This window comes from Streptomyces hundungensis (assembly GCF_003627815.1).
In the GTDB taxonomy this organism is placed as follows: Bacteria; Actinomycetota; Actinomycetes; order Streptomycetales; family Streptomycetaceae; genus Streptomyces; species Streptomyces hundungensis_A.
This window is the reverse complement of the sequence record NZ_CP032698.1, coordinates 126,129-150,864: the sequence shown is the minus strand read 5'-3', so window position 1 is coordinate 150,864 and position 24,736 is coordinate 126,129. Positions and strand designations below refer to the sequence as shown.

The following is a 24,736-nucleotide window of genomic DNA, read 5'->3' as shown; positions in this document are numbered from 1 at the left end:
ACCTCCGCCGCGTCCTTCGACACCGGCGACTCGACCCCCGCGTCGTACTTCGACGACATGTACCGCGGCGCCGCGGACCCCTGGCACCTGGCCGAGCGCTGGTACGAACGGCGCAAGTACGACCTGACCGTCGCGGCCCTGCCGCAGGAGCGCTACCGCAGGGCCTTCGAACCCGCCTGCTCCGTCGGAGAACTCACGCGCCGCCTCGCCGCCCGCTGCGACACGGTGCTGGCCTGCGACCGGGTCGCCGGCGCGGTCCGCACCGCTCAGCAGCGCACCAGCGACCTGCCGCAGGTGACGGTGCGGCAGATGACCGTTCCCGCGCAGTGGCCCGAGGGGACCTTCGACCTGATCGTGCTCTCGGAAGTGCTCTATTACCTGGACTCGGCGACCCTCCAGAGCGTGCTCGACCACACGGTCGCGGCCCTCGAACCCGGCGGCACCCTGGCCACCGTCCACTGGAACCACCCCGTCGACGAACACCTCTGCAGGGGCAGCGACATCGCCGAGATCCTGGCGGGGCTGCCCTGGGTCCGCCTGCTGGCCGACCATCGCGAGGACGACTTCGTCCTGCAGATCCACCAGCGCCTGCGGGCCGACGGGGGCAGGCCCGCCACGCCCGCCGAGCAGGAGGGGCTGGTGTGAGGATCGAGGCCGTCGCCGTCGTCATCCCCGCGTGCGACGAGGAAGCCCTGCTGCCGGCCGCCCTTCGGGCGGTGCGCACCGCCGGTGCACATCCCGACCTGCCACCGGTCCGGCGGCTGACCGTGGTCGTCGCCGACTCGTGCGGCGACCGCACCGCCCGCCGTGCCCGGGAGGCTGGAGCCGCGGTGGTCACCGTGTCCTGCCGCAACCCGGGACGCGCTCGTGCCGCCGGTGTGGCCCACGCACTGCTCGAACTGGGGGCGCCCGCCGTTCCGGCGTGGATCGCCACCACGGACGCCGACAGCGAGGTCCCCCCGAACTGGCTGGCCCATCAGCTGGCCCGGGCGGCGCAGGGCTGGGAAGCCGTCGTCGGTACCGTCTCGCTGCCGCCCACCTCTTCGCTCACGCCCGTGCATCAAGTGGGGTACGAGAGCAGCAGACCGTCCCAGGGCGCCTGGGACCACCCGCATGTGCACGGCGCCAATCTCGGCGTCACCGCCGACGCGTACGTCTCCGTCGGCGGCTTCCCGCCCCTCGGCGTCGGGGAGGACCACGCTCTGGTCAGGGCCCTGCGCAAGGCAGGCCACCGCGTCCTCGCCACCGACGCCTGCCCGGTGCTCACCTCGGCCCGCCTCAAGGGACGGGCGGGCGGGGGATTCGCCGACCACCTGACGCAATTGGCCGCTCCGGAGGAGGCGTCGACGTGCTGACCCGCGGCTTGGTCGGTCGCGGCGCTCGCACCGAGCGGCGCCCGGCCGCTCTGGTGTGGTGCGCGTCGGCTCAGTGGCAGCCGCCGCTGTAGCGAAGTCCCCGAGCCAGGTGCTGTCAGCCAGATGCGACTTGTCGATACGGGTCTGATCGCCCTGGGCAGCCCAGACCTCCATGCCGTCGGCGAAGGGCTTCCCCACGCAGACCGCGACCTCGATCATGCAGAGCAGAAGACCGGCGGTAGGTCCGTGCCGAGGGACGTCCTGCGGGACCAGGGCCGCGGCAGCCGAGCCGCCGATGGGACGCATATCTGTCTCATGGGTCGGACCATGCCAGTACCTGTGAAGGGCGCGCCTGAGTACGCTTACTCATCCCCCGGTCCGGCTCCGGCACTGCCTGATCCTTCGGTTTGCGGGCGTCCTTCTCGGTGCGGTGCGGTGCGGTGCGGTGCGGTGCTGTGCGGTGCAGTGCAGTGCAGTGAGCCTCCGCCAACTTGAAGTCGCAGGTCAAAGGGCTGGTGCGACCCGTCCTTGGGGCGCTCATGCTGGTTGTGGGCAGAAGTCCACGGTGAAGATCGTCCGTCAGCGGTTGAACTTCGAGGTTCGTCAAGACGAGCAGGGCGCGCAGGAGATGGGTGGCGCGGGCGGGGTTGGTGCGGAGCTTGGTGAGGATCCGCCAGTTCTTGTTAATCGCCAAGGCCACCCTCACGCTGGAGCGGCAGCGCTGAAGAAGCTCAGTGAGCCCGCGCCCAGGTCGTCTCCGGGGATGGGGGCTGCGGAAAATGGCCTCACCACCTAAGAGTTGTCCCGTAAATGATTCACGGCGTGCTCGCTGACCTGTTTGTTTCTTCGTCACCCGGCGAGGGTGAGGTTGTGCAGGCGGGCGATGCCGAGCATCGCGTGGTGGACGCCGTCACCTTTGAGGCGGCAGTCGCGGAGGATCTTCCAGGTCTTCATCCGGGCGAAGGCGTGCTCGACGCGGGCGCGGACCTTGCGGTGCGAGGAGTTGTGCTCCTCTTTCCATGGCTCCAGTTCACTCTGGCCGGGTTCGCGGCGGTGCGGAATGACCAGGCCGGTGCCCCGGTAGCCGCCGTCCGCGATGACCGTGGTCCTGCCGACGGCGGCCTTCGCACCGGACAGCTCCCACGCCTTGCAGTCGTTGCGGTTGCCGGGCAACGGGCGGCCGACCGCGACGACCAGCCGGGTGTCCGCGTCGATGACGACCTGGTGGTTGGTGGAGTATCGGTAGTTCTTGGACTGCTCGGCGATGCTGTGGTCGCGGGTGGGGACCAGGGTGCCGTCCACGATCAGCACGGTGTCCTTGCGGAACCGCTTGCGTTGCTGGAGCGCGAGCGACGGCCCGAGATGGTCGATGATGCGATCGGCCGCGGACTTCGACACCCCAAAGAGCGGCGCCAGCTGCCGCAGGGTCAGGTTCGTCCGCCAGTAGGCGGCGACCAACAGGACGCGGTCCTCCAGCGGCAGGCTCCACGGCCGGCCCTTACGCACCGGATCCGCACCTTCCCGCCGGAGCGCAGTGATCAGCTTGCCGAACTGACGCGGGCTCAACCCGCTGAACGGGCCTATCCAGGAGGGCTGCGACGCCGTGATCACACCAGACACAGCAAGATCATCTCACCCCTGGCCAGTAGTTACGGGACAGATCTTAGAGGTATTTTTCCCCTCCGTGGCATTGAGGTCCAATTCTGCCCGTTGCGCCATGTCCATATACGTGCGGACGGCGAGCTTTCCCGCTTCTGACCCGAGTAGCAGACCCTGCTTCTTGATGTGCTGTGCCACCTGCTGCACGTAGGTATTTGCTCTGTCTTGCGGGATCTCCCTCAGCCATTGGCGCTGATCTTCACTCATGAGGTCCAAAATCTCCGCGGCCGTGCGGCCGTGCGGTCGTGTCCGGCGTTTCCGTCGTGTTCGTCGCTCATGATGTTCTCCCTGGATTCGGACATGGGCCAGAGCCTTTTTGATCGCCTATCTGACCACAGGCCGCGGGCCACGGACACCGCTCACGGGCTCGGCTGCTCCGAATGGCTCACGCTAACGTTTCAGCCCGGTCCGGCGATCGATTGTTGATCTTGCTCGCGCAAAGCAACGTTTGTGAGAAACCGGGGGGAGTTACGAGTTGGGTCCGCTGCCAGCGCCTCTCGCGCATCGGTGAACCTGACGGGGCCGCGCGGATCGGTGTCGGGCCCCGGTCTGGCTACGATTCCAGGAACTCAAGAGCCCGTGCGACGAATGCGTCGTGGTACTGGAAGATGCCCCCATGTCCGGCATCCGGGTAGAGGGGGACGAGTTCACCTCGGGGTAGCCGCGCGGCCAGGTCGAGTGTGTTCTCGCTCGGGACCATCCGGTTGCTCTCGCCGTTGGCCACCAGGACCGGCTGCTGGATGCGCGACAGGTCCTGCGGTGCTGTGCGGCCCCAGCGTTTGATGGCCTTCAGCTGGGCGCGGAACGACTGCACCGAGATCGTCTTGTCGCGGTCGTCCGTGCGCTCCTTCAGCCGCGCCAGAAATTCGCGCGCCGCCCGTTGGCCCCTCTCGGTCTGGGTGAAGAAGAGGTAGTGCTTCGGGTCCTTGCGCCGCAGCGTCGCCTTCAGCATGTCCTGGACGGTGAGGGACGTGACCTTGTCGATGCCGGGTCCGCCGGCGGGGCCGGTGCCCGCGAGGATGAGCTTGCGTACGAGGGCGGGTTCCTGTGCCGCGATGACCTGGGCGATGAAGCCGCCCATCGACAGGCCGAGCAGGTCGACCTGGTCGAGCCCGAGGGCTCGGATGAACAGCACGGTGTCGCGGGCCATCGCCTCGATGGTGTCGGGTGTGGAGCCGCCGGACGCGCCGACGCCCCGGTTGTCGTAGGTGATCACGCGGCGTCGGGCGGCCAGTTTGTCGACGACCCGTGGATCCCAGTTGTCCAGGACCGCGGACAGGTGGTTGAGGAGGATCAGCGGTACGCCGTCGTCCGGGCCGAGCTGCCGGTAGGCGAAGTTGATGCCCTGTACGGACACGGAGCGGGTCGGCGCGTTCTTGTACGACGACGGGGTGGGTGTGGGGGAGCTGGACGATGCGCTCATGGCTGGGTCCTGGTGTGCGCTGGGGGGTGAGGGGTTGGGCTTCTCGTTGTGACAGGCTGCCTCGGCGTCCGGCTGGGCTGTGCCCGCACTCACGTCATGGAGACGACGACTTTCCCGGCCTTCGCGCGTCCCTTCTCGACGTACTCCATGGCCTGGAGGGTTTCGTCGAACGGGAAGGCGCGGTCGACGACGGGTCGGACCTTCCCGGTGTCGATCAGAGGGGTGAGTTCGCGCAGTTGGTCTCCGCTGGCCTTCATGAACAGGAAGGAGTACGTCACGCCCAGGCGCTTGGCCTGGCGGCGGGTCTTGGAACTGAGGGCGGTCATGGCCAGGCGGAGGACCGGGTTCGCGCCGAGTTCGCGGGCGAAGGCGGGATCGGGCGGGCCCGCGACGCTGATGGCCGTGCCGCCGGGCTTGAGTACGCGCAGGGATTGGGCGAGGTTCTCGCCGCCGAGGCTGTCGAGGACGACGTCGTAGCCGTTGAGTACCTCTTCGAAGTCCTGGGTGCGGTAGTCGATGACGACGTCCGCGCCGAGGTCCCTGGCCAGGTCGACCTTGGCGGTGCTCACGGTGGTGGCGACGTGTGCGCCGAGCGCCTTCGCCAGCTGGACGGCGATGGAGCCGAGGCCGCCGGCGCCCGCGTGGACGAGGACCTTCTGGCCCGGTTGCACGCGGGCGCGCTCGACCAGTGCCTGCCATGCGGTGAGGGCGACCAGGGGCAGGGAGGCGGCCTCGGTCATGGTGAGGGTGGCCGGTATGGGCGCCAGATCCTCCTGGTGGACGGCGATGAGTTCGGCGAAGGTGCCGATGCGGTCCTTGTCGGGCCGGGCGTAGACCTCGTCGCCCACCGCGAAGCGGGTGACGGACGGGCCGACGCGGACGACCGTCCCGGCGAGGTCGTTGCCCAGGATGAGCGGGAGGCGGTAGGGCAGGAACGTCTTGAAGTCTCCGTTGCGGATCCTGAGGTCCAGCGGGTTGACGCCCGCCGCGTGGATCTTGACCAGGACGTCGTCGGCGCCCACCTGGGGGTCGGGCGCTTCGGCGGCGCGCATCCCGGCCTGGTCGCCGTACTTCTCGACCATGAAAGCCTTCATCCTCGTCTCCGTTCCGTGTCCCGTCCGTGGAAGGTCGGGGTCACCGCTCGCCCGGGCTTGTCCCAGCGAACTAGTTTGTGTTGTCTTTCTGGGTGCGGCGCGGGCGCACCGCGTCCTCGGCCGCGTTCACCTGTCAGGCCACCGGCACGACCGGGGCGGTGACGTGGTCGGCGTCGCCTCCCTGGAGGCGGTCCAGGGAGGCGGCGATCCCCTCGTGGGGCACGCCGAGCGGCACCGCGCTGACCTCGGCCAGACGGGTGTAGTGCTCGTCGGTCAGCTGGACGTCGAGGGCGCCGAGGTAGCTGTCGAGCTGGGAGAGACTGCGCGGGCCGATGATCGGGACGAGCGTGGCCACGGAGCGTGCGGCGCGCTCGCGCACCCACGCCACCGCGACCTGGGCGGGTGTCACGCCGGTCTCCTCGGCGACGGCCAGGACGGTGTCGACGACGGCGGTCTTCTGGCCGGTGCTCTCGGTGTGGACGACCGTGCCCAGGTCGCTCAGGCGTCCCTCGGCGGAGCTGCGGTACTTGCCGGTGAGCAGTCCGCCGCCGAGCGGGGACCACAGGGCCGCGCCGAGCCCGAGGCTCTCGGCCATGGGCAGGAGCTCACGGTCGGCGGTGCGCTCGACGAGGCTGTACTCGTGCTGGATGCCCACGATCGGGGCCCAGTTCTTCAGGTCCGCGAGGGTGACCGCGCGCGAGACGCGCCAGGCGGGGAAGTTGGACAGCGCGGCGTGGTGGATCTTGCCGGCGCTCACCAGGTCGTCAAGTCCGCGCAGGAGTTCCTCCATCGGAGTGAGCTCGTCGGGGAAGTGCACCCACAGCAGGTCGATGTAGTCGGTGCCCAGGCGCTTCAGGCTGGCCTCGACCGAGGCGACCAGGTTCTTGCGGCTGTTGCCGGTCTTGGAGATGTCCGGCTGCGGGGCGGCGCCGAGGGCGAACTTCGTGGCCAGGACGAAGTGGTCGCGGTCGGCGGAGATCAGCTTTCCGGTCAGTTCCTCCGACTCGCCGAACTGGTAGCCGTCCGCGCTGTCGAGAAAGGTGCCGCCGGCCTCGGCGAACCGGTCGAAGATCCGCCGGGCCTCGTCGGGCTCGGCGCCCGCGCCCCAGCCGGTGCCGAAGTTCGCGGTGCCGAGCGCGTACTCGGAGACGCGCAGTCCGGTCCGGTGGCCGAAGGTCGTGTAGCGCATGAGATGTCCTTGTCTGAGGGGTGTGGAGATGGTCGCGCCGGGGGGAGCGGCGTCAGCCTGCGTTCGGCTGGGGTGCCGCGGACAAGCTCTGCTTGACGTACCGGCTGGCCTCGTCCGCGAGGATCTCGGGCAGGCCGGTCTCGATGCCGTGAAGGGCCTGGGCCGCGACGTCGGCGGCGGCGACCTTCTGATCGGCGGGCACGCCGGCGGCCATGTCGGTGTCCATGTAGCCGACGTGCAGAGCCGAGACGGCGATCCCGCGCGGTGCCAATTCCTCACGGGTCGCGTCACTCAGCGCCCAGGCGGCGGCCTTGGACGCGGCGTAGGAGCCGAGGGCGGCCGGGTGGAACCAGGACAGGACGGACAGGACGTTGAGCACGGCGCCGCCGCCGTTGCCCTCGATCACGGGGGCGAAGGCGCGGGTCGCGGCGAGCGGGCCGAAGAAGTTGGTCTCCATCTCCCGGCGCACCTCGGCCAGGTCGCCTCCGATGAGTGCCGCGCCGGTGGAGACGCCCGCGTTGTTGATCAACAGTGTCGCGTCGGACGCCATCCGGGCGGCCTCCTGCACCGAGGCCTCGTCCGTGACGTCCAGCCGCAGCGGGACGACACCCGGCACGTCGACCGTCTCGGGGCGCCGGGCCGCCGCGTACACCTTCGCGCCACGCTCCACGAGCTGGGCGGCCAGATGCCGTCCGAGCCCCCGGTTGGCGCCGGTGACCACCGCGACCGCGTCCTTCAGTTCCATGCCCACTCCAGCGCTACGGCCGTCGGCGAGCTGCCGGCGGCCCCGAATTAGATTACAGCCACAATCTAAACACTGGTCTAGGATAGATGCCAGTCGACATCCAAGCAGGAGGTGGCCGATGGGGCGCGTATCGCAGGCACAGGCCGAGGAGAACCGCCGACGGGTCGTGGAAACCGCGTCTCGCCTGTTCCGGGAACAGGGGACTCACGCCAGCGTCGCCGACATCATGAAGGCGGCCGGACTGACCCACGGCGGCTTCTACAAGCAGTTCGCCTCCAAAGAGGCGCTCATCGACGAAGCCACCGCCCACGCCTTCGACGAACTCACCCGGCACCACAAGGACGGACTCGAGCAGCACGGCGGGCAGCGAGGCGCCGCCCAGCGGGCACTGATCGACGCCTACCTCTCCCCTGGACACCGCGACAGCCCGGCTGACGGGTGTCCCGTCGCCGCACTCGTCACCGACATGGCGCGTGAGGACGAAGTCCAGGAAGCCCGCCGGATCTATACCGAAGGCGTGGGCGACTTCGCCGAGTGGCTCACCACTGAGGACCAGGACGGCATCACCCGGCTGTGCACCATGCTTGGTGCGCTCGTCCTGGCCCGGGCCACCAACGGTTCCCCGCTCTCCGAGGAGATCCTCACCACCGCGCGCGCGGCACTGACGGCATCCGGCTGATCCGTGCCGCGCTGCCGGGCAGCCCGCCTGGACATTTGCCGACAGGGCAACCGGCCTCTCCCAGTGCGACCCGCACGACCGGATGGCGTGGCGATGCACCCCACCGGATCCAGCCCTCTGGGGCGACGTCGGGGATACCGGCTTTCAGGTTGCCGACCTGGCCGAGCCGCCCGCCGATCGGGCGGTTCCCGTCTCGGGCGGGGTTCGGGGGCCGGGCACTGGACGCCGCGGCGAGGGCGAGGTGTGAGTTCATGTCCAGCTCGAACCGGCCGTAGGGGTTCACGTGGGTCCAGAACAGCGGGGACAGGGCCCGCCGGTCGGCGTCGGTGAGCTGCTTCTGCCACTTCTCCTCACTCAGGACGTCCTGGAGGAGCAGGGTGTTGACGTGCACCAACGCGGACTGGAGCAGGTGCAGGGCGAGCATGGCGACTTCCTGGGACTCCTTGTCGGAGCCGGTCAGGTCGCCGTCCTTGCCGTAGAACAGGTCGTGGTTGGCGGAGTTCCGATTCTCCACGACCTGGAGCCCGTCGTTGATCTCGCGGCGCAGGTCGGCGTCGGCGAGGTAGTCGCAGATGAACGCCGTACGTACCGCCCGCCCGAGTTCCTCGATCGCCCTGTACGTCGGGTGCTTCGGCCCGCCGCGGGTGAAGCGCCGCCGGACCTGCTCGGCCTCCGAGGTGCCCAGGCGCAGAGCGGTGGTGTACTTCACGATCTGGTCGTACTGCTGGCGGATCAGGTCCCAGTCGATCGTCTTGGTCGACAGCACCGGCGCCAGGTTCGGCCACTTCTCGTCCTCCCCGGCCGCCGGCCGGTACAGGCGTGCCGAGCCGACGTTCTTCAGCCTGGGCAGCAGGTTGAAGCCGAGCATGTGGGCGAAGGCGAACCCGACGATGGAGGCGCCGTGCGTGTCGGTGTACTGCCGGTCGATCTCCACGTCCGTGCAGTGCCGCAGCACGCCCTCGATCATCGCCGCGACCTCGGAGGCAGAGCAGGACTTGAGCTGGCTGTAGACGCACAGCGACTTCTTCTCGACGTGCCAGTAGATCATCACCCGGGTCCGGAAGCGCGCGGGTTCGCGGATTCCTGGACGTGAACGGGGCGGAACCCGCGTGTAGTTGCAGCCTAACCGTCGCGAGTGTGGCGGGTTCCCGCATTCGCATACGCATGTGCCCGCCCCTGGGTAGCGTTGTTGCCCTCGTGCAGCTGAGTGTCGTAGTCCCTCTGGTGGTAACGGTGTTCGTGGCGGCTACCGGCTACGCGGCCACCTACCTGACGAATCTGCGTCTGGCGCGCCGCAAGGATCATCTGGATCGGGTCAACCGCCAGCTCAGCGAGCTCTACGGTCCGCTCTATGCACAGGCGGAGGCCGTGGACCGGGCCTGGCGCAAGTTCGCCGACGGGGGCGGGAACCCGTGGACTGCGTTGGCCCCCGTCACCACGGAGCACGCCGCCACCTGGCGCTTGTGGATGTCAACGGTCTTCATGCCACTCAACCGGCGCATGGTCGAGACGGTCGTCTCCCATGCCGACCTGTTGCGCGAGGACACCATCCCAGAGCCCCTGAAGGAGCTGTGCGCGCATGTGGCCTGCTATGAGCCCATCGTCGCCCGCTGGCAGGAAGACGGGTACGACTCCGTCCAGGTCGACGATCATGTGTCGATCGCTGGCAATTTCCCGCGTAGAGAGTTGGACGACTGCCTATCCCCGCGCCCACACGAGATCAGGCAGTGAGGAAATGCTTGTCATGCGTCTGCTCCGCTCCGTAGGCCGCGCGTCTATGGGCTCGATACCGGACACACTGTCTGGTATCTCGACGAGGGTGTCCGGTCCTGGGTAGGAGCGAGGGAGCCGGGTGGTTCCGGTGCAGTTCAGGGGGTGAGGTCGAGGGCTCCGGGGGCGTCGGACGGGGCGAGTCCGGTGGCCCAGACGCGGCCGTAGACCGACAGGTCGCGCAGGTGGGCGGTGATTTCGGCGGCGCTGTAGCCGGTGTCGTTCTCGACCCACCAGGTGAGCAGGCCGATGAGTTCGCCGGTCCAGGCGCGGGCGACGACGTCGAGGGGGATCCGCGGTGTCACCCCGAGCTGCTCGGTCCGTGTGCGGAAGGCGGCCTCGGCGTGGGCGCAGATGAGGTCCGTGAACTCCCGCAGGGCCCGGCCGTCGCCCTCGCCCCGCAGGACGACCCGGTAGACGGGTTTCTCCTGCTCGGCGTGTTCGAAGATGTACTTCACCGGCAGTCCGGTGAACCCCTCCGCGTGTGCCTGCCGGACCGCCGGCAGGAGGCGGTCCCGGTCCTCGGCGAGGTCGCGGACGATGCCTACCAGCAGGTCTTCCTTGTCGCGGTAGTGCGCGTAGAAGGTGGCCCGGCCGACGTCGGCGCGCTCGGTGATCTCCTCGACGGTGATCGCGTGGAACCCCCTCTCCAGGACCAGTTCGACCAGGGCCTGGCGCAGTGCGGCCCGCGTCCTGCGGACGCGGCGGTCTCCCGCGGGCTTCATGTCCAATTCGTTTCCTTCTCGTCCGAACCGTTGACCTGACCCTAACGCTGCCTTTACGTTGCCGCACACCAAGCTTGCTATCGGACATACTGTTCGGAAACTCTGGAGATGCGATGAACTTCGGGCGGTACGTACGCCGGACTGCCGGCCACCAACCCGATGCCGAGGCGGTGGTCTGCGGACCCGTGCGGCTGACGTACGCGGAACTCGACGACCACAGCAACCGGCTCGCGACGGCCCTGGTTGCCCTCGGCCTGAACCGGGGAGACCGGGTGGCGACCCTCGCCGGCAACCGCGCGGAACTGGTCGTCACGGAGGTGGCCCTCTACAAGGCCGGCCTGGCCCGGGCGCCGATCAACGCCAGGCTCGGCACCGCCGAGGTGGCCCACTTGCTCGCGGAGTCGGACGCACGGGTGCTGCTGACGGACGCCGCCCATCTGGACATCGCCCGCGCCGCGGTGCCCGGTACGGGGGTGAAGACCGTCATCGGCTACGACGGCCCGAGCGATCTGGGTCCGGGCTACGCCGAGACCCTCGCGGGCACCGAGCCGGAACCCGTCGAGACGGAGTGCGACGAGGGCGACATCGCCGTGCTGCACTTCACCTCGGGCTCCACCGGCACACTCAAGGCGGCGGTCCAGACCTACGGCAACCGGCTCGCCCTGATGCGCAAGTCGGTGATGAGCGCCGGCACCCGGGTGGGCCCCGGTGACCGGCAGATCCTGGCCGGACCCGTCACCCACGCCTCCGGCATGCCGCTGATGGGGATCTTCTTCGCCGGAGGCTGTGCGATCGTGCTGCCCCGCTGGGACGCCGAGGAGTTCCTCGCCACCGTCCAGCGCGAGCGCGCCACCCACGCCTTCGTCGTCCCCACCATGGTCAACACCGTCCTCGCGCTGCCGAACGCCCGCGACTACGACCTCTCCACCCTGCGCCAGCTGATCTACGGCGCCGCGCCCATGTCACCGGCCCGGATCAGGGCCGCCTGGGACCTCTTCGGACCCGTCCTCTCCCAGGGCTACGGGTGCGGTGAGACGACCTCCGGCGTGCTCTTCCTCTCCACAGAGGACCACCGGCGGGCGATCGAGGGCGAGGACGAGGAGCTGCTGCTGTCCTGCGGCCGTCCGCTCGCCGAGGCCGAAGTCGCCATCGTCGACGACAGCGGACAGCCCGTCGCCGACGGAGAGATCGGAGAGATCGCCGTCCGCGGCCCCGATGTCGTCCCCGGCTACCACAACGAGCCGAACCTCACGGCGGAGACCTTCCGGGACGGCTGGTTCCTCACCGGCGACCTCGCCCGCCGTCGTCCCGACGGCTACGTCTTCATCGTCGACCGCAAGAAGGACATGATCGTCTCCGGCGGGTTCAACATCTACGCCGTCGAGGTCGAGTCCGTCCTGCACCAGCACCCCGACGTCTACGAGGCCGCCGTCGTCGGCGTCCCGGACGAGCAGTGGGGAGAGGCCGTCAAGGCGGTCGTCGTGGCACGCGACGGCACCACCCTCACAGAGACCGGCCTCATCGACTTCTGCGCCGAGCACCTGGCCCGCATGAAGAAGCCCCGCTCGGTCGACTTCGTCGCTGCCCTGCCCCACAACCCCAACGGCAAGATCGACCGCCGCGCCATCCGCGACCGCTACTGGACGGGCGCCGAGCGCCGCGTCAACTGAACAGGACCCCTGGCATGCCCTTCACCCTCGAACCCTCCTACGACGACAACCCGCGCCTCCAGGACCTCGTCGTCCGCCTGCGCGCCTACCTTGCCGACGAGCTCATCCCGTACGAGCGCGAGCACGGCATCACCGCGGAGACCAAGCTCGACCGCACCACCCTCGAACACGTCTGGAAGCGCAGCGCCGAACTCGGCTTCTACGGCATCAGCCTGCCCCCGAGCTCGGCGGCCAGGGCCTGAGCTTCTACGAACTGTGCGCCCTCAAAGAAGAGCTGACCGCCTCCGGCGCCGCTCTCTCCCACTCGGTGCTCGGCGACATGGGCGGTCCGCTGCGCGTCGGCGCGATCGTGAAGTACGCCACCGAGGAGCAGCGGGAGCGCTACCTGATGCCCGTCGTCCGGGGTGAGCGGGCGTGCTGCTTCTCCATCACGGAGGAGGACGCCGGCTCCGACGTGCGCCGCATGACGACCACCGCCACCCCCGACGGGGACACCTACGTCCTCAACGGCAAGAAGGTGTTCTCCTCCGCGGCCCCCTTTGCGGACTTCGCGATCGTCGTCGCCCGCATGGCCGGCACCGAGGAGGCGTACAGCGCCTTCCTCGTCGACCTGGACACCCCGGGCTGCACGGTCCTCGACGGCGAAGTCCCCATGTCCGGCCAGCAGATGGAGGGCGACCTCGTCTTCGAGGACTGCCGGATCCCCGCCGCGAACCTCCTCGGCGAGATCGGACAGGGCCTGCGCATCGGCATCGGCCGCATCACCCTCAACCGCCTGCTGCACTGCCCGTCCCTCATCGGCGCCGCCCGCCGCGCCTGGGACCTGTCGGTGCAGTACGCCATGAACCGCGTCGTCTTCGGCCAGCCGCTCCTCGCCCACCAGGCCATCCACCACAAGATCGCCGAGATGGCCACCGAGATCTACGCCGCCCGCGCGATGGTGATGACCACCGCCGCCAAGGCCGACCGGGGAGACAACGTCTCCGTCGAGGCCAACATGTGCAAGCTCTTCACCTCCGAGGCGTCCTTCCGCGTCGCCGACCAGGCGGTCCAGATCCACGGCAAGGCCGGGCTGACCCGCGGCCACGAGGTCGAGCAGATCTTCCGCAGCCTGCGGATGTTCCGGATCGTCACCGGAACCACCGAGATCCACAAGAACGCCATCGCCAAGGGCCTGATCTGACCGACCCCTTGGTGCCCAGGGCGGTGCCGCGGGCCCTGCTTCGACCAGCGGGGCCCGCGGCCACGGGGGACGACCGCCCGCCCGTACGACCCCCTGCTCCACCCGCATCCGCAGGAGTCGCCCCATGACACCCCGTACCGCCGCCGCGCAGCCCCGGCACATCGCCGCCCCGGCGCCCGACCGTCGCAGAGCCTGGCTGATCATGGCGATGATCGTGGCCTTCATGGTCATCAACTTCGCCGACAAGTCGGTCCTCGGCCTCGCCGCCGTTCCGATCATGGAGGAACTCGACCTCAGCAACAGCACCTACGGCCTGATCTCCAGCTCCTTCTCCTTCCTGTTCAGCGTCTCCGGACTCCTCGTCGGCTTTCTTTCCACCCGGATCTCCAGCCGGGTCCTGCTGTTCGTCATGACCGTGGTGTGGGCCGTGGCCCAGCTCCCGGTCCTCGTGATGGCCACGGTCCCGACCCTGATGGCCGGCCGCATTCTGCTCGGCGCCGCCGAGGGACCGGCGGCTTCCATGTCCATGCACGCCCTGTACAAGTGGTTCCCGCCGGAGCGCCGCGCCCTGCCCTCGGCCCTCCAGATCGGCGGCGCGGCCCTGGGTACGCTGATCGCGGCACCCCTGGTCACCTGGTTGATCGACGGCTACGGCTGGCGCTCGGCGTACGCCGTCCTCGCGGTCGTCAGCGCCTGCTGGGCGCTGCTGTGGTGGCGCGTGGGCCACGACGGCCCGTACGACCACAAGCACACGGCCACCGGAGCCGGCGGGCTCCGGCTGCCGTACCGCAAGATCCTGCTGACCGGCACCGTGCTCGGCAGCATCGCCAGCGCCTTCGGAGCGGCGTGGGCGCTGTCCCTCAGCCACGCCTGGCTGCCCGCCTACCTCAGGACGCAGCTCGACATGTCGGCGGCGGCCTCCGCGACCGCCATCAGCGTCATATCCGGCTTCGGTCTCGTGCTGCTCCTTGCGGTCTCCCCGTTCGTCGACGCGCTGAAGTCCCGTGGAGTGAGCATCCGTTGGTCCAGCGGGGCGGCGCAGAGCATCGCCGTGTGTATGGCGGGGTGCGCGATGGCGGCGTTCCCGTTCGTCGACGCGTCCGGTCCGCGGCTCGTGCTGATCGCGCTGGCCTTCGGCGGCACCGCGATCGCCATCCCCCTCCACTACATGACGACCGCGGAGGTCGTCCCCCCTGCCCAGCGCGGCGCCGTCTTCGGCATCGTCGCCGGCATCGGCACCCTGCCGGGCCTCGTGGCACCGTTCCTGACCGGCCACCTCATCGACACGGCCGACACCCAGGCCGCCGGCTACACCACCGCCTTCCTCGTCGCCGGCTCCGTGATGCTCACGGCCGGCACCTGCGCCCTTGCGGCCATCCGCCCCGAGCGGGACATACAACGCCTAGGGCTCGACACCCGCCCCCGGGTCTGCCGCACGATCGGGTGACATCTGAACTGGCTTGCCCTGTGGGGCAGGTGGGAAGGATGTCGCTGTGCCCAAGCCTTACCCGGAAGAGTTCCGCCAGGACGTCGTGCGGGTCGCGAGGAACCGCGGTCCGGGTGTGACGGTCGAGCAGGTGGCCACCGACTTCGGGGTCTATCCGATGGCGCTGTGGAAGTGGATGCGCCGGGCGGACATCGACGACGGCTCCACGCCGGGAACGTCCAGCCAGGAGAGCGCGGAACTGCGGGAAGCACGTCGGCGGATCAAGCTGCTGGAGCAGGAGAACGAGGTCCTGCGCCGGGCATCGGCCTATCTGTCGCAGGCGCATCTGCCGGGAAAAGGATCTACCCGCTCGTGAAGGAGCTGGCCGGGGACGGGGTGCCCGTCACGGTGACGTGCCGGGTGCTGGGGCTCGCCAGACAGCCCTACTACCGCTGGCTCGACAAGCCGGTGCCCGACGCCGTTCTCGAGGAGGCGTATCGCGCGAACGCGTTGTTCGACGCCCACCGTGAGGACCCGGAATTCGGCTACCGCTTCCTGGCCGATGAGGCCCGCAGCATCGGGGCCACCATGGCGGACCGGACCGCGTGGCGGATCTGCCGCGACAACCGCTGGTGGAGCGTGTGCGGCAAAAAGCGCGGCCGGGGCAAGAAGGCTGGCCCGCCGGTGCACGACGATCTCGTCCGTCGTGACTTCACCGCGACTGGCCCGAACCGCCTCTGGCTCGCCGACATCACCGAACATGCCGCCGGCGACGGCAAGCTGTATCTCTGCGCGGGTGGATTCAACTGGTCGTCGCAACACCCTGATCTCGGAAGTTCGTCCGGGCGCTGGACCGCCACCGGATGGCCGGTTCGATAGGGAGGGTCGGGGCGGCCGGCGACAACGCGGCCATGGAGTCCTTCTCAGCCTGCTGCAGAAGAACGTCCTCGACCGCCGGACCTGGGCCACCCGTGAAGAACTGCGGATCGCGATGGTGACCTGGATCGAGCGGACCTACCACCGGCGCCGCAGACAAGCCTCTCTCGGTCGGCTGACCCCCATCGAATTCGAGACCGTCATGACCACACCGGCCCTCCAGGCCGCGTGACTCAACCTGTCACCCGATCGTGCGGCAGACCCGACGGTGGGAGCGCGGGTGTTTGTGTCGGGCCGTTGGCTTGGTGTCAGCCGCCGCAGTCCGTGCCGGCGGACGGGCCGAGGCCGCCGCAGCGTCCGGTGGTCCGACACCGCAGGACGGCATCTCAAGATCCCGCCCCCGCCCGTCCGGGCCTGGTGAGACCGGACGGGCGGGGCCTTACTTGGCGTGCCTCAGAACGTGTCCCGCTAGGGAGCCCTATTGGTCCTGTCCGTGAAGTCGCCGTGCGGGTCAAGCCAGAAGCTGCCGTGACCGTTGTCGTGGTCACCCTCGCCACCGTAGTACTTCTCGCCCTTGTCGGTGATGAGTCGCTCGCCCCCAGTACCTCGCACGGCTCCCGGCTCATCGCCCTCCCCAGGCAGACCGGCGCGAGCGCCTGGCAGTCCATCGCACTGCCATCAGCGCCGCCGGGCTCGAAGACGTGCAGCGTGATCCGCGGCCCGCGCCAAGCCGGGCCTGCCCGGCCCCTTTGGTATCTGGACCGAGCAGGACCATGGTGGGGCTCGCCCCGGGCAGCCAATGGGCATCTGGGGGTCGAAGTTCGCGTTCGGCATGGTCCGAGCGGGCCGGGGCCCAGGCGCCTCTGCGGTGGGACTCGTCGTCATGGGGCCTTCCTGAACAGTGGAACGTGGTGCCGAACCACTCCGTGGACGGCCGGACGCGCGCGCGGCGCGGCTTGTGCTGCTTGTGACGTCCCATGCCCTGCCTCGCAGACGTGACCTCGTACACCGGCCGGTCGGTCCGCTCCATCCCCAACCGGCCCCCGGCACCCCAGATACGCCGCCCAAGTCCCGCCTGTTGCCGCGTCTCACCGGGTGGTCTGGGCGGTGCGATCGTGGAGGGTGGCGTGCAGTGGCGCGGCCGGCTGGAGCTGTAGACCGGCTTTGGGAGTGACCGTCTCAGGGTGGACGTCGAGGTGGAAGCGCTGGGCGAGCGTGGCGAGGACGAGCGTCATCTCGACGAGGGCGAAGCGCGCGCCGAGGCAAGTGCGAGGGCCGCCGCCGAACGGGAACCAGGCGTGCTCGGGCACGTTTTCCGGTCGCTCCACATCCCAGCGCTCTGGGCGGAAGACGTCCGGATTGGGAAACCAGCGCGGGTCCCGTTGCGTGGACCATGGGCTGCACCAGATGGTCGTACCGGCTGGAACCGGCGTCCCTCCGAGGGTGACTTTGTCCCGAGCCGTCCGAGGAGGAAGAATCCAGGCGGGCGGGTAGAGCCGCAGGGTTTCCTTGACGATCTGTCTGGTCCAGCTCAATCGGTCGTAGTCGTCGTAGGAGGGGGCGCGCCCCGCGAGGACGCGGTCGAGTTCTGCGGTGAGCCTGGCCCGTGTGTTCGGGGAGGCTGACAGGAGATACCAGCACCACGTCAGCGCGGTGGAGGTGGTCTCGTGACCGGCGGCCCAGAGCGTCACCGCCTCGTCGCGTACCTGTCGTACGGTGAGTCGACCGCCCTCTTCGTCCCGGGCCGCGAGCAGCCTGCTCAACAGGTCCTCCCCGTCTTCAGCCTCGCGTTCTGCTTCCTGGCGGGCGCGGATGAGCCGATCGATCTCGGAATCGACCGTCGCAACCGCGGCGAGCACGCGCCGCCGTGCCGGGGTCCGCACCCAGGACGGAGTGAGAAGCCCAACGCCGAGCTCGACGCCGAACTCCCGCCCTACTACCGCCATCGCGTCGCCGAGTCTGCTGTCTCGGTCCGCGAGATCATTTCCGAAGAGCGAGCGGACCACGATCCGCTGGGTCAGCAGGCTCATCTCCCGCTGCACGTCGATCCGCTGCCGGTCCTGCCAGCTCTCGGCCAGGGTGACAGCGCAGTGAACCATCGTGGCGGCGTGTCCGCGCACCTACTGAGGTTGAACTCGTGGTGTCGTGTCGTTGCTCAGGTGGGTCTGATGCTCAGGCCGGTCTCGGCGAGGCAGCCGTCGATGAGCTCGCTGCGGTACTGGATGTGCCGTAAGCCGCGTCGGATGCGCTGGACGAGGTGTTCGGGGGTGCTGAAGGCGACGTTGGAGAGCCAGCCGCGCCGCAGAAGGGACCAGATCCCTTCGACAGGGTTGAGATCGGGCGCGTAGGGCGGCAGGTAGTAGATGGTCAGCCAGTCCCGGGCTTCGGCGAACTCCCGCAGTCCGGCGGCCTTGTGGACGTTGAGGTTGTCCCAGACGAGCACGATCGGGCCGCCGAGCTGCTGGTGGGCTGCGATGAGCAGGTCGCGGTAGTCGCGCCAGGAGAAGCTCTTGCGTCCGTCGCGTCGGCCGTCGTCCCGGCGCGGCCGGTAGATCAGCCGGGACCGGTGTCCGGGTTTGTAGCAGGTCAGCGCCGCGATGGATATCCGTCTGCGGGATCGGCCCCGCACCCGCACCACCGGAGTCCGGCCGCGCTGCGACCAGGTCCTGGCCTGCGGCGGCGTCATGGAGAAACCGGCCTCGTCCTCGAAGACGAGCCAGGCTCCACGGGCCGCCGCGAGTCTTCCGCGCAGGGCCACACCTCCTTGACCCACCCGGCCACCGCCTCGTCGTCCCGCTCAATCGCCCGGCGGGCCGGCACCTGGCAGGACCAGCCGTTGCGCACCAGCAGCTTGCGCACGCCCTGGACGGTGTAGGTCAGGTGGAAGCGCCTGCCGATCACCGTCTTCACACGGCTCAGAGTCCAGCGTTGATCCTCCCAGCCGTGCGCGGCCGGCCCCTTGGCCAGCTCCGCCTCCAACTGGGCGAACTGCTTCTCACTCAGCCTCGGCAGTGAAGCCGGCCCCTGTGACCGCAGAGCCCGCGGACCGCCCTCGTCCCACAGCTGTCGCCATCGCTGCACCGAGCGGACGCTGACCCTCAGGTCCTTGGCGATCACCGAGCTCGCCTCGCCCTGCGCGAACCTCTCGGCCGCCTTGAGCCGTAACTCCTCGCGAAACTGCTGCCGTTCGGCCGTCAGCCCGCCCCCTTGTGGATACCGCATGCCCCGGTGATACCGCACGGGCGACAAGTAGTCAGCCCCTACGACACCACGAGTTCAACCTCAGTAACGAGGACGGACGGTCGGCTGAACAAGGCTCCGCTTGCGACGCCAGTCGGCACCCTGGCTACGGACGACGCTGTCCCCTACGAGTTGCTTGAACACCCAGCTGACGTCGATCGGCCGGTAGCGTGTCTCGTCGCTGGCGAGCAGTTCGGCGATGTGCTCGGGATGGGAGAGCAGAATCATCCGCATGGATCCGAGAGACCAGGTCACCACGTCCCCGAAGTCGTCGCGTAGACGGACGAGAAAGGCCAATGGATCCCGTCCGAACATGGGCAGACTGCCGAGGAGCGGAAGCCCACGCGGACCGGTGACGGGAACGAAAGGAACGGCAGGCACACCCAGCCAACGAATCGCGGATCGAACGGTTGCGAAGGACGCTGTGGGCTCTCGCGTTGATCAGTGAGCGTTTTCAGCGTGGCCACTGATCGGGTGACGCCGATGAGGTCGAGGTGAGGGCCACAACGCACAAGGCCCCCGTGCCGTTGGGGGAGGTGTTCGAAGTCCCAACCCATCGGCACAGGAGCCCTGTTGGTTCCCTATCCTGCCGCACTCGACCTCCCGCATGCCCTCGTCGAGTGGGTCACGATGCTCATCGTCACCCGCGAGGGTGACCGGCGCTGCAAACTCCCGCCGCACCAGCGGGCGCTCGTCGCTCTGGTGTACCTGCGCCACCACGACACCCTTACCCGGCTCGCGTCCGGCTTCGGGATATCGGTCGGCACCGCCCACGCGTATGTCGCCGCCGTGACCGCCCTGCTCGCAGAACGGGCCCCGGGCCTGCTCAGAACGCTGCGCGAGCATGATCCGGAGTTCATCCTGCTGGACGGGACCCTTGTCGAGTGCGACCGCGTCGGCGACAGCCGGGCCGACTACTCGGCCAAGCACCGCCGGCACGGCGTGAACGTCCAGGTCGTCACCGACCCCGCCGGCGAGGTGCTGTGGATCTCGCCCGCGCTGCCGGGCCGCACCCACGACCTGACCGCCGCCCGCACCCACCGCATCATCCGGATCTGCGAACGTCAGGGCCTCCCGATCATCGCCGACCGCGCCTATCAGGGCGCCGGCCCCTGGGTCACCACAGGACTCAAACGGCCACCAGGCGGTGAACTCACACTCACCCAGCGCACCGTCAACCGGGCCCTGGCCGCGGCGCGAGCACCAGTCGAACGCGGCATGGCACGGCTGAAGTCCTGGCAGATCTTCCGCAGATCCCGCATCAGCCCCAACCGCATGACCGTCATCACCAAAGCCGTCCTCACCCTGGAGAGGCAACGCTGAAAACGCTCAGTGAGCGAGCCGAGGCATTCGAAACTGCGAGCCGACGACTGCATGAGCAGACCCACGGCCTCGACCAGAACAGCGAGCAGTCATCTCTGACTCAGATCACTAGACCGCGAGATCACCGATGTTCCCGAGGCCGGAGGCGTACCCCGACGCCATCGAGGGGCGAACCCACAGCAGACTCAGCGAGAAGGGGGAAAATCCCCACCGGTTCCCAGCCAAGCTCCTCCGAGAATCGGTAAACTCGTCGGTTTCAGGTGGTCGGCCAGAGCATGGTGAAAGCAGCCATCTGCGACGGCGACACAGTCGTCGTCCGCCGCCAACAGACGGCCCTGCCCGGCAACATCGTCGCCGCCCTTCTCGACGGTGAAGCCACGGTGAAGCGATTCCAACGCGACGCTGCCGGCCACGCCTGGCTCGTCCCGCACAGCACCGAGTTCGAACCCCTGCGCGCCGACGAGGCGGACATCCTCGGCAAGGTAGTTACCGTTCTCCGCGCCCTCAGGTGACTTGATGCTGTCGACGGAGCTGGCCGCTTGCCTGCGCCTGCGCCGACGCTGAGAAGGCCAGGGCGGTACAGAGTGTGTGGGCGAGCTGATCAGGCAGTCTCAGTCTGCCTTGACCCAGAAGCTGTCGAGGTGCAATATACGGAGCTTGCTATAGGCGTCGGCCAGGAAAAACCCCCCTTTTGAGTTTTCTGTACCGTTGATGTACTTCACGGAAAAGGCTTTCCCGCTGCCTCCGCCGTTGATGGTGGAGTTGAACGGGTACTCGTCGCACTGCTCATCCGGTTGATGCGGAGGCAGGGCGGCGCATTCTCGGTTCTTCGCGTTGGTGTTGTCGCGCTCAACTTGTGCGGACTCGTCGTCGCCCCACTTCGCGTAGTTGCGCATGAGAGGGAAAGCGGCATCAGGGCGGGCTACCAGGTCGTAGTAGTTACCGTCCCCTTGCGGATTCTGTTGATAGAATTCCTTGATGTGCTGTGACACGCCATTGTATGACGTGCCTGTCGTGCGCTGCGCGATGACCATTGCCACGAGCGGGAAACTTGACCCCTGTTTGGTGGAGAGATAGGACGCAGAGTCCGTCCGTGCGACGTTATAGAAGAGCCACCCCCAGGTCGCGAGCGGCCCGTCAGGGACGATCTGGGCGATGGAGAAGTTCGCCATCTGCCGGTCATCGACAAGCTCATGACCCCCAGTTGGGCATGTAACGGTGTAGATGCCGTACGCTCGCGGGACTTCCCACTCATCGAGGGTAAGCGTGGCCGGGTTTTGGCTGTCGTTGATCGTGCAGGGAATTTCGCCAGAGTCGACCCTCAGATATGAGGACAGGTGCGATTTTCCGGTGTACTTTCCTTTCGGTTTGATGTCGTAGGGCTTCGTCTTAACCTTGAAGCTTCGCGTCCCATTGTTGGTTGTGGCGGTCGATACCGTTGTCCATGTGACAGTGCCAACGATTTTTTCGCCTTCTCCCCACACGGCGGTACCAAAGATTCGATGGCACCAGTTCCACGAGTCCCCGTATTTTCCTCCTGGGTCCGCGGCCCCAGGAGTCGTTTTGCAGGCCTCCAGGTCCGCGTCTCCGTCATCCATTGCCCGCGTGGATGCCTTCACCTCGGGGGCTTCGGGGTCGAATATGACGTGCTCCCCGAGCCTCCGTTGTTCTTCAGCCACCTGTGCGTCCGTAGCGAGGGTCCGGGGCCGGGCGCCCTGCGCCGGAACGATGGTGGCTGCCTTCCTCTGCCAGGCGTATGCCGACGAGCCGATCTCTGGAACCTCAAGGGGCGTGTAACTGGTGTACCTCTGTGTCCAGGCTCCAGGCTGAACCGGTGAAGCTCCAGCGTATGGAGCGAAGATGATCCCCACGATGAACGCCAAGGCAGCCATGCCCCCTGCGACTCTGCTGCGTAAGTGCATCGAGCCTCCCCTTCTCGAATGGCCGATCTCCGGTTGATGGTGAGCGTCCCACCGAAGGGTGGGCAACAGTGCGTTCCAGGCCCATTGGGTCTCGTAACAGGAGGTCAGCCAGCCTCAGGAGCTGCCCGGAATCCTTCCGGTCCCCGTCTTCGTGAGGGAGACACATGACGGTGGCCCTGCTCCGCCGCACATGCGTTAAGCGCCGGGACGCGCTCCCCACCAGGATCCGGAACTCTCCTTCTGAGGCTCCACGCAGCAGACCCCGTGCTGAAACGTGGCGGGAACTGGCCTTCCTGACTACTCGCCGCGCAATCCTTCCCTGTGCCCGAAGTCATGGCAGGTGACGACGTGCGGGCTCCGGGGAGTCCTCGGCGCCGCGCGCTTCCCATTCCACAGGATGCAGTGCGCCCCCCAACTCTCGGTGGGTGGCGATCACTTGAACCACTAGTACTGCAATCACACTTGTGTGTGGTTGAGTTGGTGTATGGCTGAGCTCGGGGTGGGGTTGGTTGGGCAGTGGGACGGGGTGCTGGCGGGTTTACATGCCAGGTTCGCGTCGCGTTTCGTGAGGTCGGAGCCTCGTGCGCGGGCGCTTGCGTATATGCGAGGCCTGATCGCTCCATTGGAGCGGAAGAACGGCTGGACTCTGGCGGAACGGGCTGGTGACCGGCTGCCGATCGGGATGCAGCGGCTGTTGGGCGAGGCGGACTGGGACGCGGACGCAGTCCGTGACGATGTGCGGGACTACGTTGTGGAGACGATCGGTGACAAGGACGGCGTCCTGATCGGGGACGACACTGGCTTCCTGAAGAAGGGTGTGCGCTCGGCCGGCGTCCAGCGGCAGTATTCCGGAACGGCTGGACGTACGGAAAATTGCCAGGTCGGCACCTTTCTGGCCTACGCCTCGCCGAAAGGCCGGGCTCTGATCGACCGGGAGCTGTATGTGCCCGCCTCGTGGACGGACGACCGTGAGCGGTGCCGGGACGCGGGGATTCCGGACGAGGTGTTGTTCGCGACGAAGACGGAGCACTTCAAGGCCATGCTCCTTCGTGCGGTGGAGGCCGGCGTCCCGTTCGCGTGGGTCACCGCGGACGAGGCCTACGGACAGTCGAAATCCCTCAGGTGCTGGATGGAACAGCGGGCCATCAGCCATGTGATGTGCGTGAAGACCAGCGACACCGTCATCACCCGCGGCATGGGTGAACGCCGTGTCGACGACCTCGTCACCGGTCTCGCGCCGCAGGCGTGGAAGCGCCTGTCCGCCGGGAAGGGATCCCATGGCGAGCGCATGTACCAGTGGGCGCGGATCCCGATCCGGATCTGGTGGGAGAACGGCCACGGCCACTGGGTCCTGGCCCGCCGGAGCCTCAAAGACCCCACGGACCTCGCCTACTACGTCTGCTACGGCCCCGTCGCTACCCGGCTGAAAGACCTGGTCAGGGTGGCCGGCGCCCGCTGGGCAGTCGAAGAATGCTTCCAGACCGCGAAGGGCGAGTGCGGCCTGGACCACTACCAAGTCCGTCTCTACCACGCCTGGTACCGGCACATCACCCTGGCCATGGCCGCCCTCGCGGCCCTCACCGCCGTCCGCGCCTGCGAACTCTCAAAAGGGGAAACAGCGGTGGCCTGATACCGCTGTCCGTAGCGGAGATACGCCGCCTCATCGGCCACCTTCTCCACCCCGCCCACCTCACCATCCACCACCATCTGCACTGGTCACACTGGCGAAGACTCAGCCAGACACGTGCCCGCGACAGCCACTACAAACAACGCGGACACACCCCATAACTGTGATTGCGGTACTAGCGGCCTCCGGGACCGCATACTGCGCCCGGGCTACGACCCAGCCAGGCAACAAACCATGAGGTCGCGAGTGCCTCTGGCGGCAGACATGGGAATCAGGGCGCGAGGTGACAGGTCAGAAGTTGCTTTGTAGGCGGAAGGGGCTACGGCCGCGGTCCTGTCCGGCCTTGGCGGTGTGGACGAACGGCAGGTACAGGCGTGTTCCGTTGTGGAAGATGACGCCGAGACCTGGGGTGCTGGGCGGTCTGGCCGGGGCGGTTGCTGTAGCCGTAGGCCCGGGCGATCTCGGTGTTGTCGGTGTGGGTGAGCGCGGCGGTGAGGTAGGCCTCGGCTCGCAGCGGGCTGACCGTGCCCGTTTCGTCGAACAGGGCGGGCAGCGGCACAGGCACGGGGGCGCTCGCGGGTGTGCTGGGCTCGCGCGCCTGGGCTCCTGGTGCCAGGCCTCCGGTGATCTGAAGCCAGAGCCGGCTGCCGGACGAGAAGGTAACGGCGATGCCGTACGCCGGGGCGTCGTCGCCCTGCCAAGGTTCGACGGCGGTGATGTCCGGGCCGCTGGGAGGCAGGGCCTGGACGCAGAACTGGGTGAAGCGGTCCAGCACGAGGCTCTCCTCAGACGTGGGGGTGGCGGTCGGCGCCGCGCGCGGTGGCGGGCGG

At 68.2% G+C, this 24,736-nt stretch carries 24 protein-coding genes and 2 pseudogenes; 12 read left to right on the top strand and 14 right to left on the bottom strand.

Annotated features, from left to right (window positions below):
• Nucleotides 1–57 precede the first annotated feature (57 nt).
• Together DWB77_RS00750 and DWB77_RS00745 are read left to right on the top strand one after the other, a co-directional pair.
• Nucleotides 58–645 carry a class I SAM-dependent methyltransferase gene (locus tag DWB77_RS00750; protein WP_120727213.1) on the top strand — a complete coding sequence of 196 codons (588 nt, stop codon included), beginning with the start codon at nt 58–60 and terminating at the stop codon, nt 643–645.
• Nucleotides 642–1,355, top strand: a complete 714-nt coding sequence (locus DWB77_RS00745; RefSeq protein ID WP_120719416.1) for a glycosyltransferase — start codon at nt 642–644, stop codon at nt 1,353–1,355. Before DWB77_RS00750 ends, DWB77_RS00745 begins: the two co-directional genes overlap by 4 nt.
• A gap of 849 nt (nt 1,356–2,204) precedes the next feature.
• On the opposite strand, the gene DWB77_RS00735 is transcribed toward DWB77_RS00745, so the two are convergent.
• The 6 genes from DWB77_RS00735 to DWB77_RS00715 form a co-directional block, all read right to left on the bottom strand.
• A complete protein-coding gene (locus tag DWB77_RS00735; protein WP_120719415.1) occupies nt 2,205–2,975 on the bottom strand; it encodes a transposase in 771 nt (256 codons plus the stop codon).
• Nucleotides 2,976–2,987: 12 nt separating this feature from the next.
• The gene (locus DWB77_RS37425; protein WP_162952308.1) at nt 2,988–3,221 is read right to left on the bottom strand and encodes a hypothetical protein; all 234 of its coding nucleotides are present in this window, start codon (nt 3,219–3,221) and stop codon (nt 2,988–2,990) included.
• 346 nt (nt 3,222–3,567) lie between these two features.
• Nucleotides 3,568–4,437 carry an alpha/beta fold hydrolase gene (locus DWB77_RS00730; RefSeq protein WP_120719414.1) on the bottom strand — a complete coding sequence of 290 codons (870 nt, stop codon included), beginning with the start codon at nt 4,435–4,437 and terminating at the stop codon, nt 3,568–3,570.
• A gap of 89 nt (nt 4,438–4,526) precedes the next feature.
• Complete coding sequence (locus DWB77_RS00725) at nt 4,527–5,531, bottom strand: NADP-dependent oxidoreductase (RefSeq protein ID WP_120719413.1); 1,005 nt, start codon at nt 5,529–5,531, stop codon at nt 4,527–4,529.
• Nucleotides 5,532–5,664: 133 nt separating this feature from the next.
• Nucleotides 5,665–6,720, bottom strand: a complete 1,056-nt coding sequence (locus DWB77_RS00720) for an aldo/keto reductase (RefSeq protein ID WP_120719412.1) — start codon at nt 6,718–6,720, stop codon at nt 5,665–5,667.
• A 52-nt stretch (nt 6,721–6,772) separates the two neighbouring features.
• Nucleotides 6,773–7,465, bottom strand: a complete 693-nt coding sequence (locus tag DWB77_RS00715; RefSeq protein WP_120719411.1) for an SDR family oxidoreductase — start codon at nt 7,463–7,465, stop codon at nt 6,773–6,775.
• A gap of 118 nt (nt 7,466–7,583) precedes the next feature.
• Here DWB77_RS00715 and DWB77_RS00710 point away from each other — a divergent pair, with 118 nt between their 5' ends.
• Nucleotides 7,584–8,144: a TetR/AcrR family transcriptional regulator gene (locus tag DWB77_RS00710; protein ID WP_120719410.1), complete on the top strand. Its 561-nt coding sequence runs from the start codon at nt 7,584–7,586 to the stop codon at nt 8,142–8,144.
• On the opposite strand, the gene DWB77_RS00705 is transcribed toward DWB77_RS00710, so the two are convergent.
• Nucleotides 8,107–9,192 carry a Tn3 family transposase gene (locus DWB77_RS00705; RefSeq protein ID WP_216826804.1) on the bottom strand — a complete coding sequence of 362 codons (1,086 nt, stop codon included), beginning with the start codon at nt 9,190–9,192 and terminating at the stop codon, nt 8,107–8,109. The genes DWB77_RS00710 and DWB77_RS00705 overlap by 38 nt on opposite strands.
• 149 nt (nt 9,193–9,341) lie before the next feature.
• On the opposite strand from DWB77_RS00705, the gene DWB77_RS00700 reads away from it, so the two are divergent.
• On the top strand, nt 9,342–9,875 hold the full coding sequence (locus tag DWB77_RS00700; protein WP_120719409.1) for a hypothetical protein: 534 nt from the start codon (nt 9,342–9,344) through the stop codon (nt 9,873–9,875).
• A gap of 137 nt (nt 9,876–10,012) precedes the next feature.
• On the opposite strand, the gene DWB77_RS00695 is transcribed toward DWB77_RS00700, so the two are convergent.
• Nucleotides 10,013–10,639: a TetR/AcrR family transcriptional regulator gene (locus tag DWB77_RS00695; protein WP_174248501.1), complete on the bottom strand. Its 627-nt coding sequence runs from the start codon at nt 10,637–10,639 to the stop codon at nt 10,013–10,015.
• A gap of 113 nt (nt 10,640–10,752) precedes the next feature.
• Between DWB77_RS00695 and DWB77_RS00690 the strand changes: the two genes are divergently transcribed.
• From DWB77_RS00690 to DWB77_RS00675, 5 genes and pseudogenes are all read left to right on the top strand, one after another.
• Nucleotides 10,753–12,309: an acyl-CoA synthetase gene (locus tag DWB77_RS00690; RefSeq protein WP_120719407.1), complete on the top strand. Its 1,557-nt coding sequence runs from the start codon at nt 10,753–10,755 to the stop codon at nt 12,307–12,309.
• Between the two features lie 14 nt (nt 12,310–12,323).
• Nucleotides 12,324–12,551, top strand: a complete 228-nt coding sequence (locus DWB77_RS38535; RefSeq protein WP_246033324.1) for an acyl-CoA dehydrogenase family protein — start codon at nt 12,324–12,326, stop codon at nt 12,549–12,551.
• Nucleotides 12,482–13,492 (top strand): acyl-CoA dehydrogenase family protein, encoded by a 1,011-nt coding sequence (locus DWB77_RS00685; RefSeq protein ID WP_246033797.1) that lies wholly within the window; start codon nt 12,482–12,484, stop codon nt 13,490–13,492. Before DWB77_RS38535 ends, DWB77_RS00685 begins: the two co-directional genes overlap by 70 nt.
• Nucleotides 13,493–13,616: 124 nt before the next feature.
• Nucleotides 13,617–14,939, top strand: a complete 1,323-nt coding sequence (locus DWB77_RS00680) for an MFS transporter (protein ID WP_120719406.1) — start codon at nt 13,617–13,619, stop codon at nt 14,937–14,939.
• A 46-nt stretch (nt 14,940–14,985) separates the two neighbouring features.
• Nucleotides 14,986–16,026, top strand: a pseudogene (locus tag DWB77_RS00675) (transposase).
• 236 nt (nt 16,027–16,262) lie between these two features.
• On the opposite strand, the gene DWB77_RS37420 reads toward DWB77_RS00675, so the two are convergent.
• The 4 genes from DWB77_RS37420 to DWB77_RS00650 all read right to left on the bottom strand — a co-directional run bounded on the left by DWB77_RS37420 (nt 16,263) and on the right by DWB77_RS00650 (nt 19,415).
• Nucleotides 16,263–16,406 carry a hypothetical protein gene (locus DWB77_RS37420; protein ID WP_162952307.1) on the bottom strand — a complete coding sequence of 48 codons (144 nt, stop codon included), beginning with the start codon at nt 16,404–16,406 and terminating at the stop codon, nt 16,263–16,265.
• A 476-nt stretch (nt 16,407–16,882) separates the two neighbouring features.
• Complete coding sequence (locus tag DWB77_RS00665; protein ID WP_162952306.1) at nt 16,883–17,914, bottom strand: cytochrome P450; 1,032 nt, start codon at nt 17,912–17,914, stop codon at nt 16,883–16,885.
• Nucleotides 17,915–17,949: 35 nt separating this feature from the next.
• A protein-coding gene (locus DWB77_RS39520) for an IS630 family transposase (RefSeq protein ID WP_428985090.1) occupies nt 17,950–19,016 on the bottom strand; the annotation gives its coding sequence in 2 pieces (ribosomal slippage) (nt 17,950–18,570 and nt 18,573–19,016; 1,065 coding nt in all).
• 60 nt (nt 19,017–19,076) lie between these two features.
• On the bottom strand, nt 19,077–19,415 hold the full coding sequence (locus DWB77_RS00650; protein ID WP_281279966.1) for a cytochrome P450: 339 nt from the start codon (nt 19,413–19,415) through the stop codon (nt 19,077–19,079).
• A 192-nt stretch (nt 19,416–19,607) separates the two neighbouring features.
• On the opposite strand from DWB77_RS00650, the gene DWB77_RS00645 reads away from it, so the two are divergent.
• Together DWB77_RS00645 and DWB77_RS00640 are read left to right on the top strand one after the other, a co-directional pair.
• Nucleotides 19,608–20,357, top strand: a complete 750-nt coding sequence (locus tag DWB77_RS00645) for a transposase family protein (protein ID WP_120719402.1) — start codon at nt 19,608–19,610, stop codon at nt 20,355–20,357.
• Nucleotides 20,358–20,614: 257 nt separating this feature from the next.
• Nucleotides 20,615–20,869, top strand: a pseudogene (locus DWB77_RS00640) (LexA family protein); the annotation flags it as partial.
• Between the two features lie 99 nt (nt 20,870–20,968).
• Here the strand turns inward: DWB77_RS00640 and DWB77_RS00635 are convergent.
• A complete protein-coding gene (locus DWB77_RS00635) occupies nt 20,969–22,249 on the bottom strand; it encodes a NucA/NucB deoxyribonuclease domain-containing protein (RefSeq protein WP_162952305.1) in 1,281 nt (426 codons plus the stop codon).
• A 514-nt stretch (nt 22,250–22,763) separates the two neighbouring features.
• Between DWB77_RS00635 and DWB77_RS00630 the strand changes: the two genes are divergently transcribed.
• Complete coding sequence (locus DWB77_RS00630; RefSeq protein ID WP_120719399.1) at nt 22,764–23,909, top strand: IS701 family transposase; 1,146 nt, start codon at nt 22,764–22,766, stop codon at nt 23,907–23,909.
• 316 nt (nt 23,910–24,225) lie between these two features.
• Here DWB77_RS00630 and DWB77_RS00625 read toward each other — a convergent pair whose 3' ends face one another.
• Nucleotides 24,226–24,681 carry a hypothetical protein gene (locus tag DWB77_RS00625; RefSeq protein WP_120719398.1) on the bottom strand — a complete coding sequence of 152 codons (456 nt, stop codon included), beginning with the start codon at nt 24,679–24,681 and terminating at the stop codon, nt 24,226–24,228.
• Nucleotides 24,682–24,736: the final 55 nt, after the last annotated feature.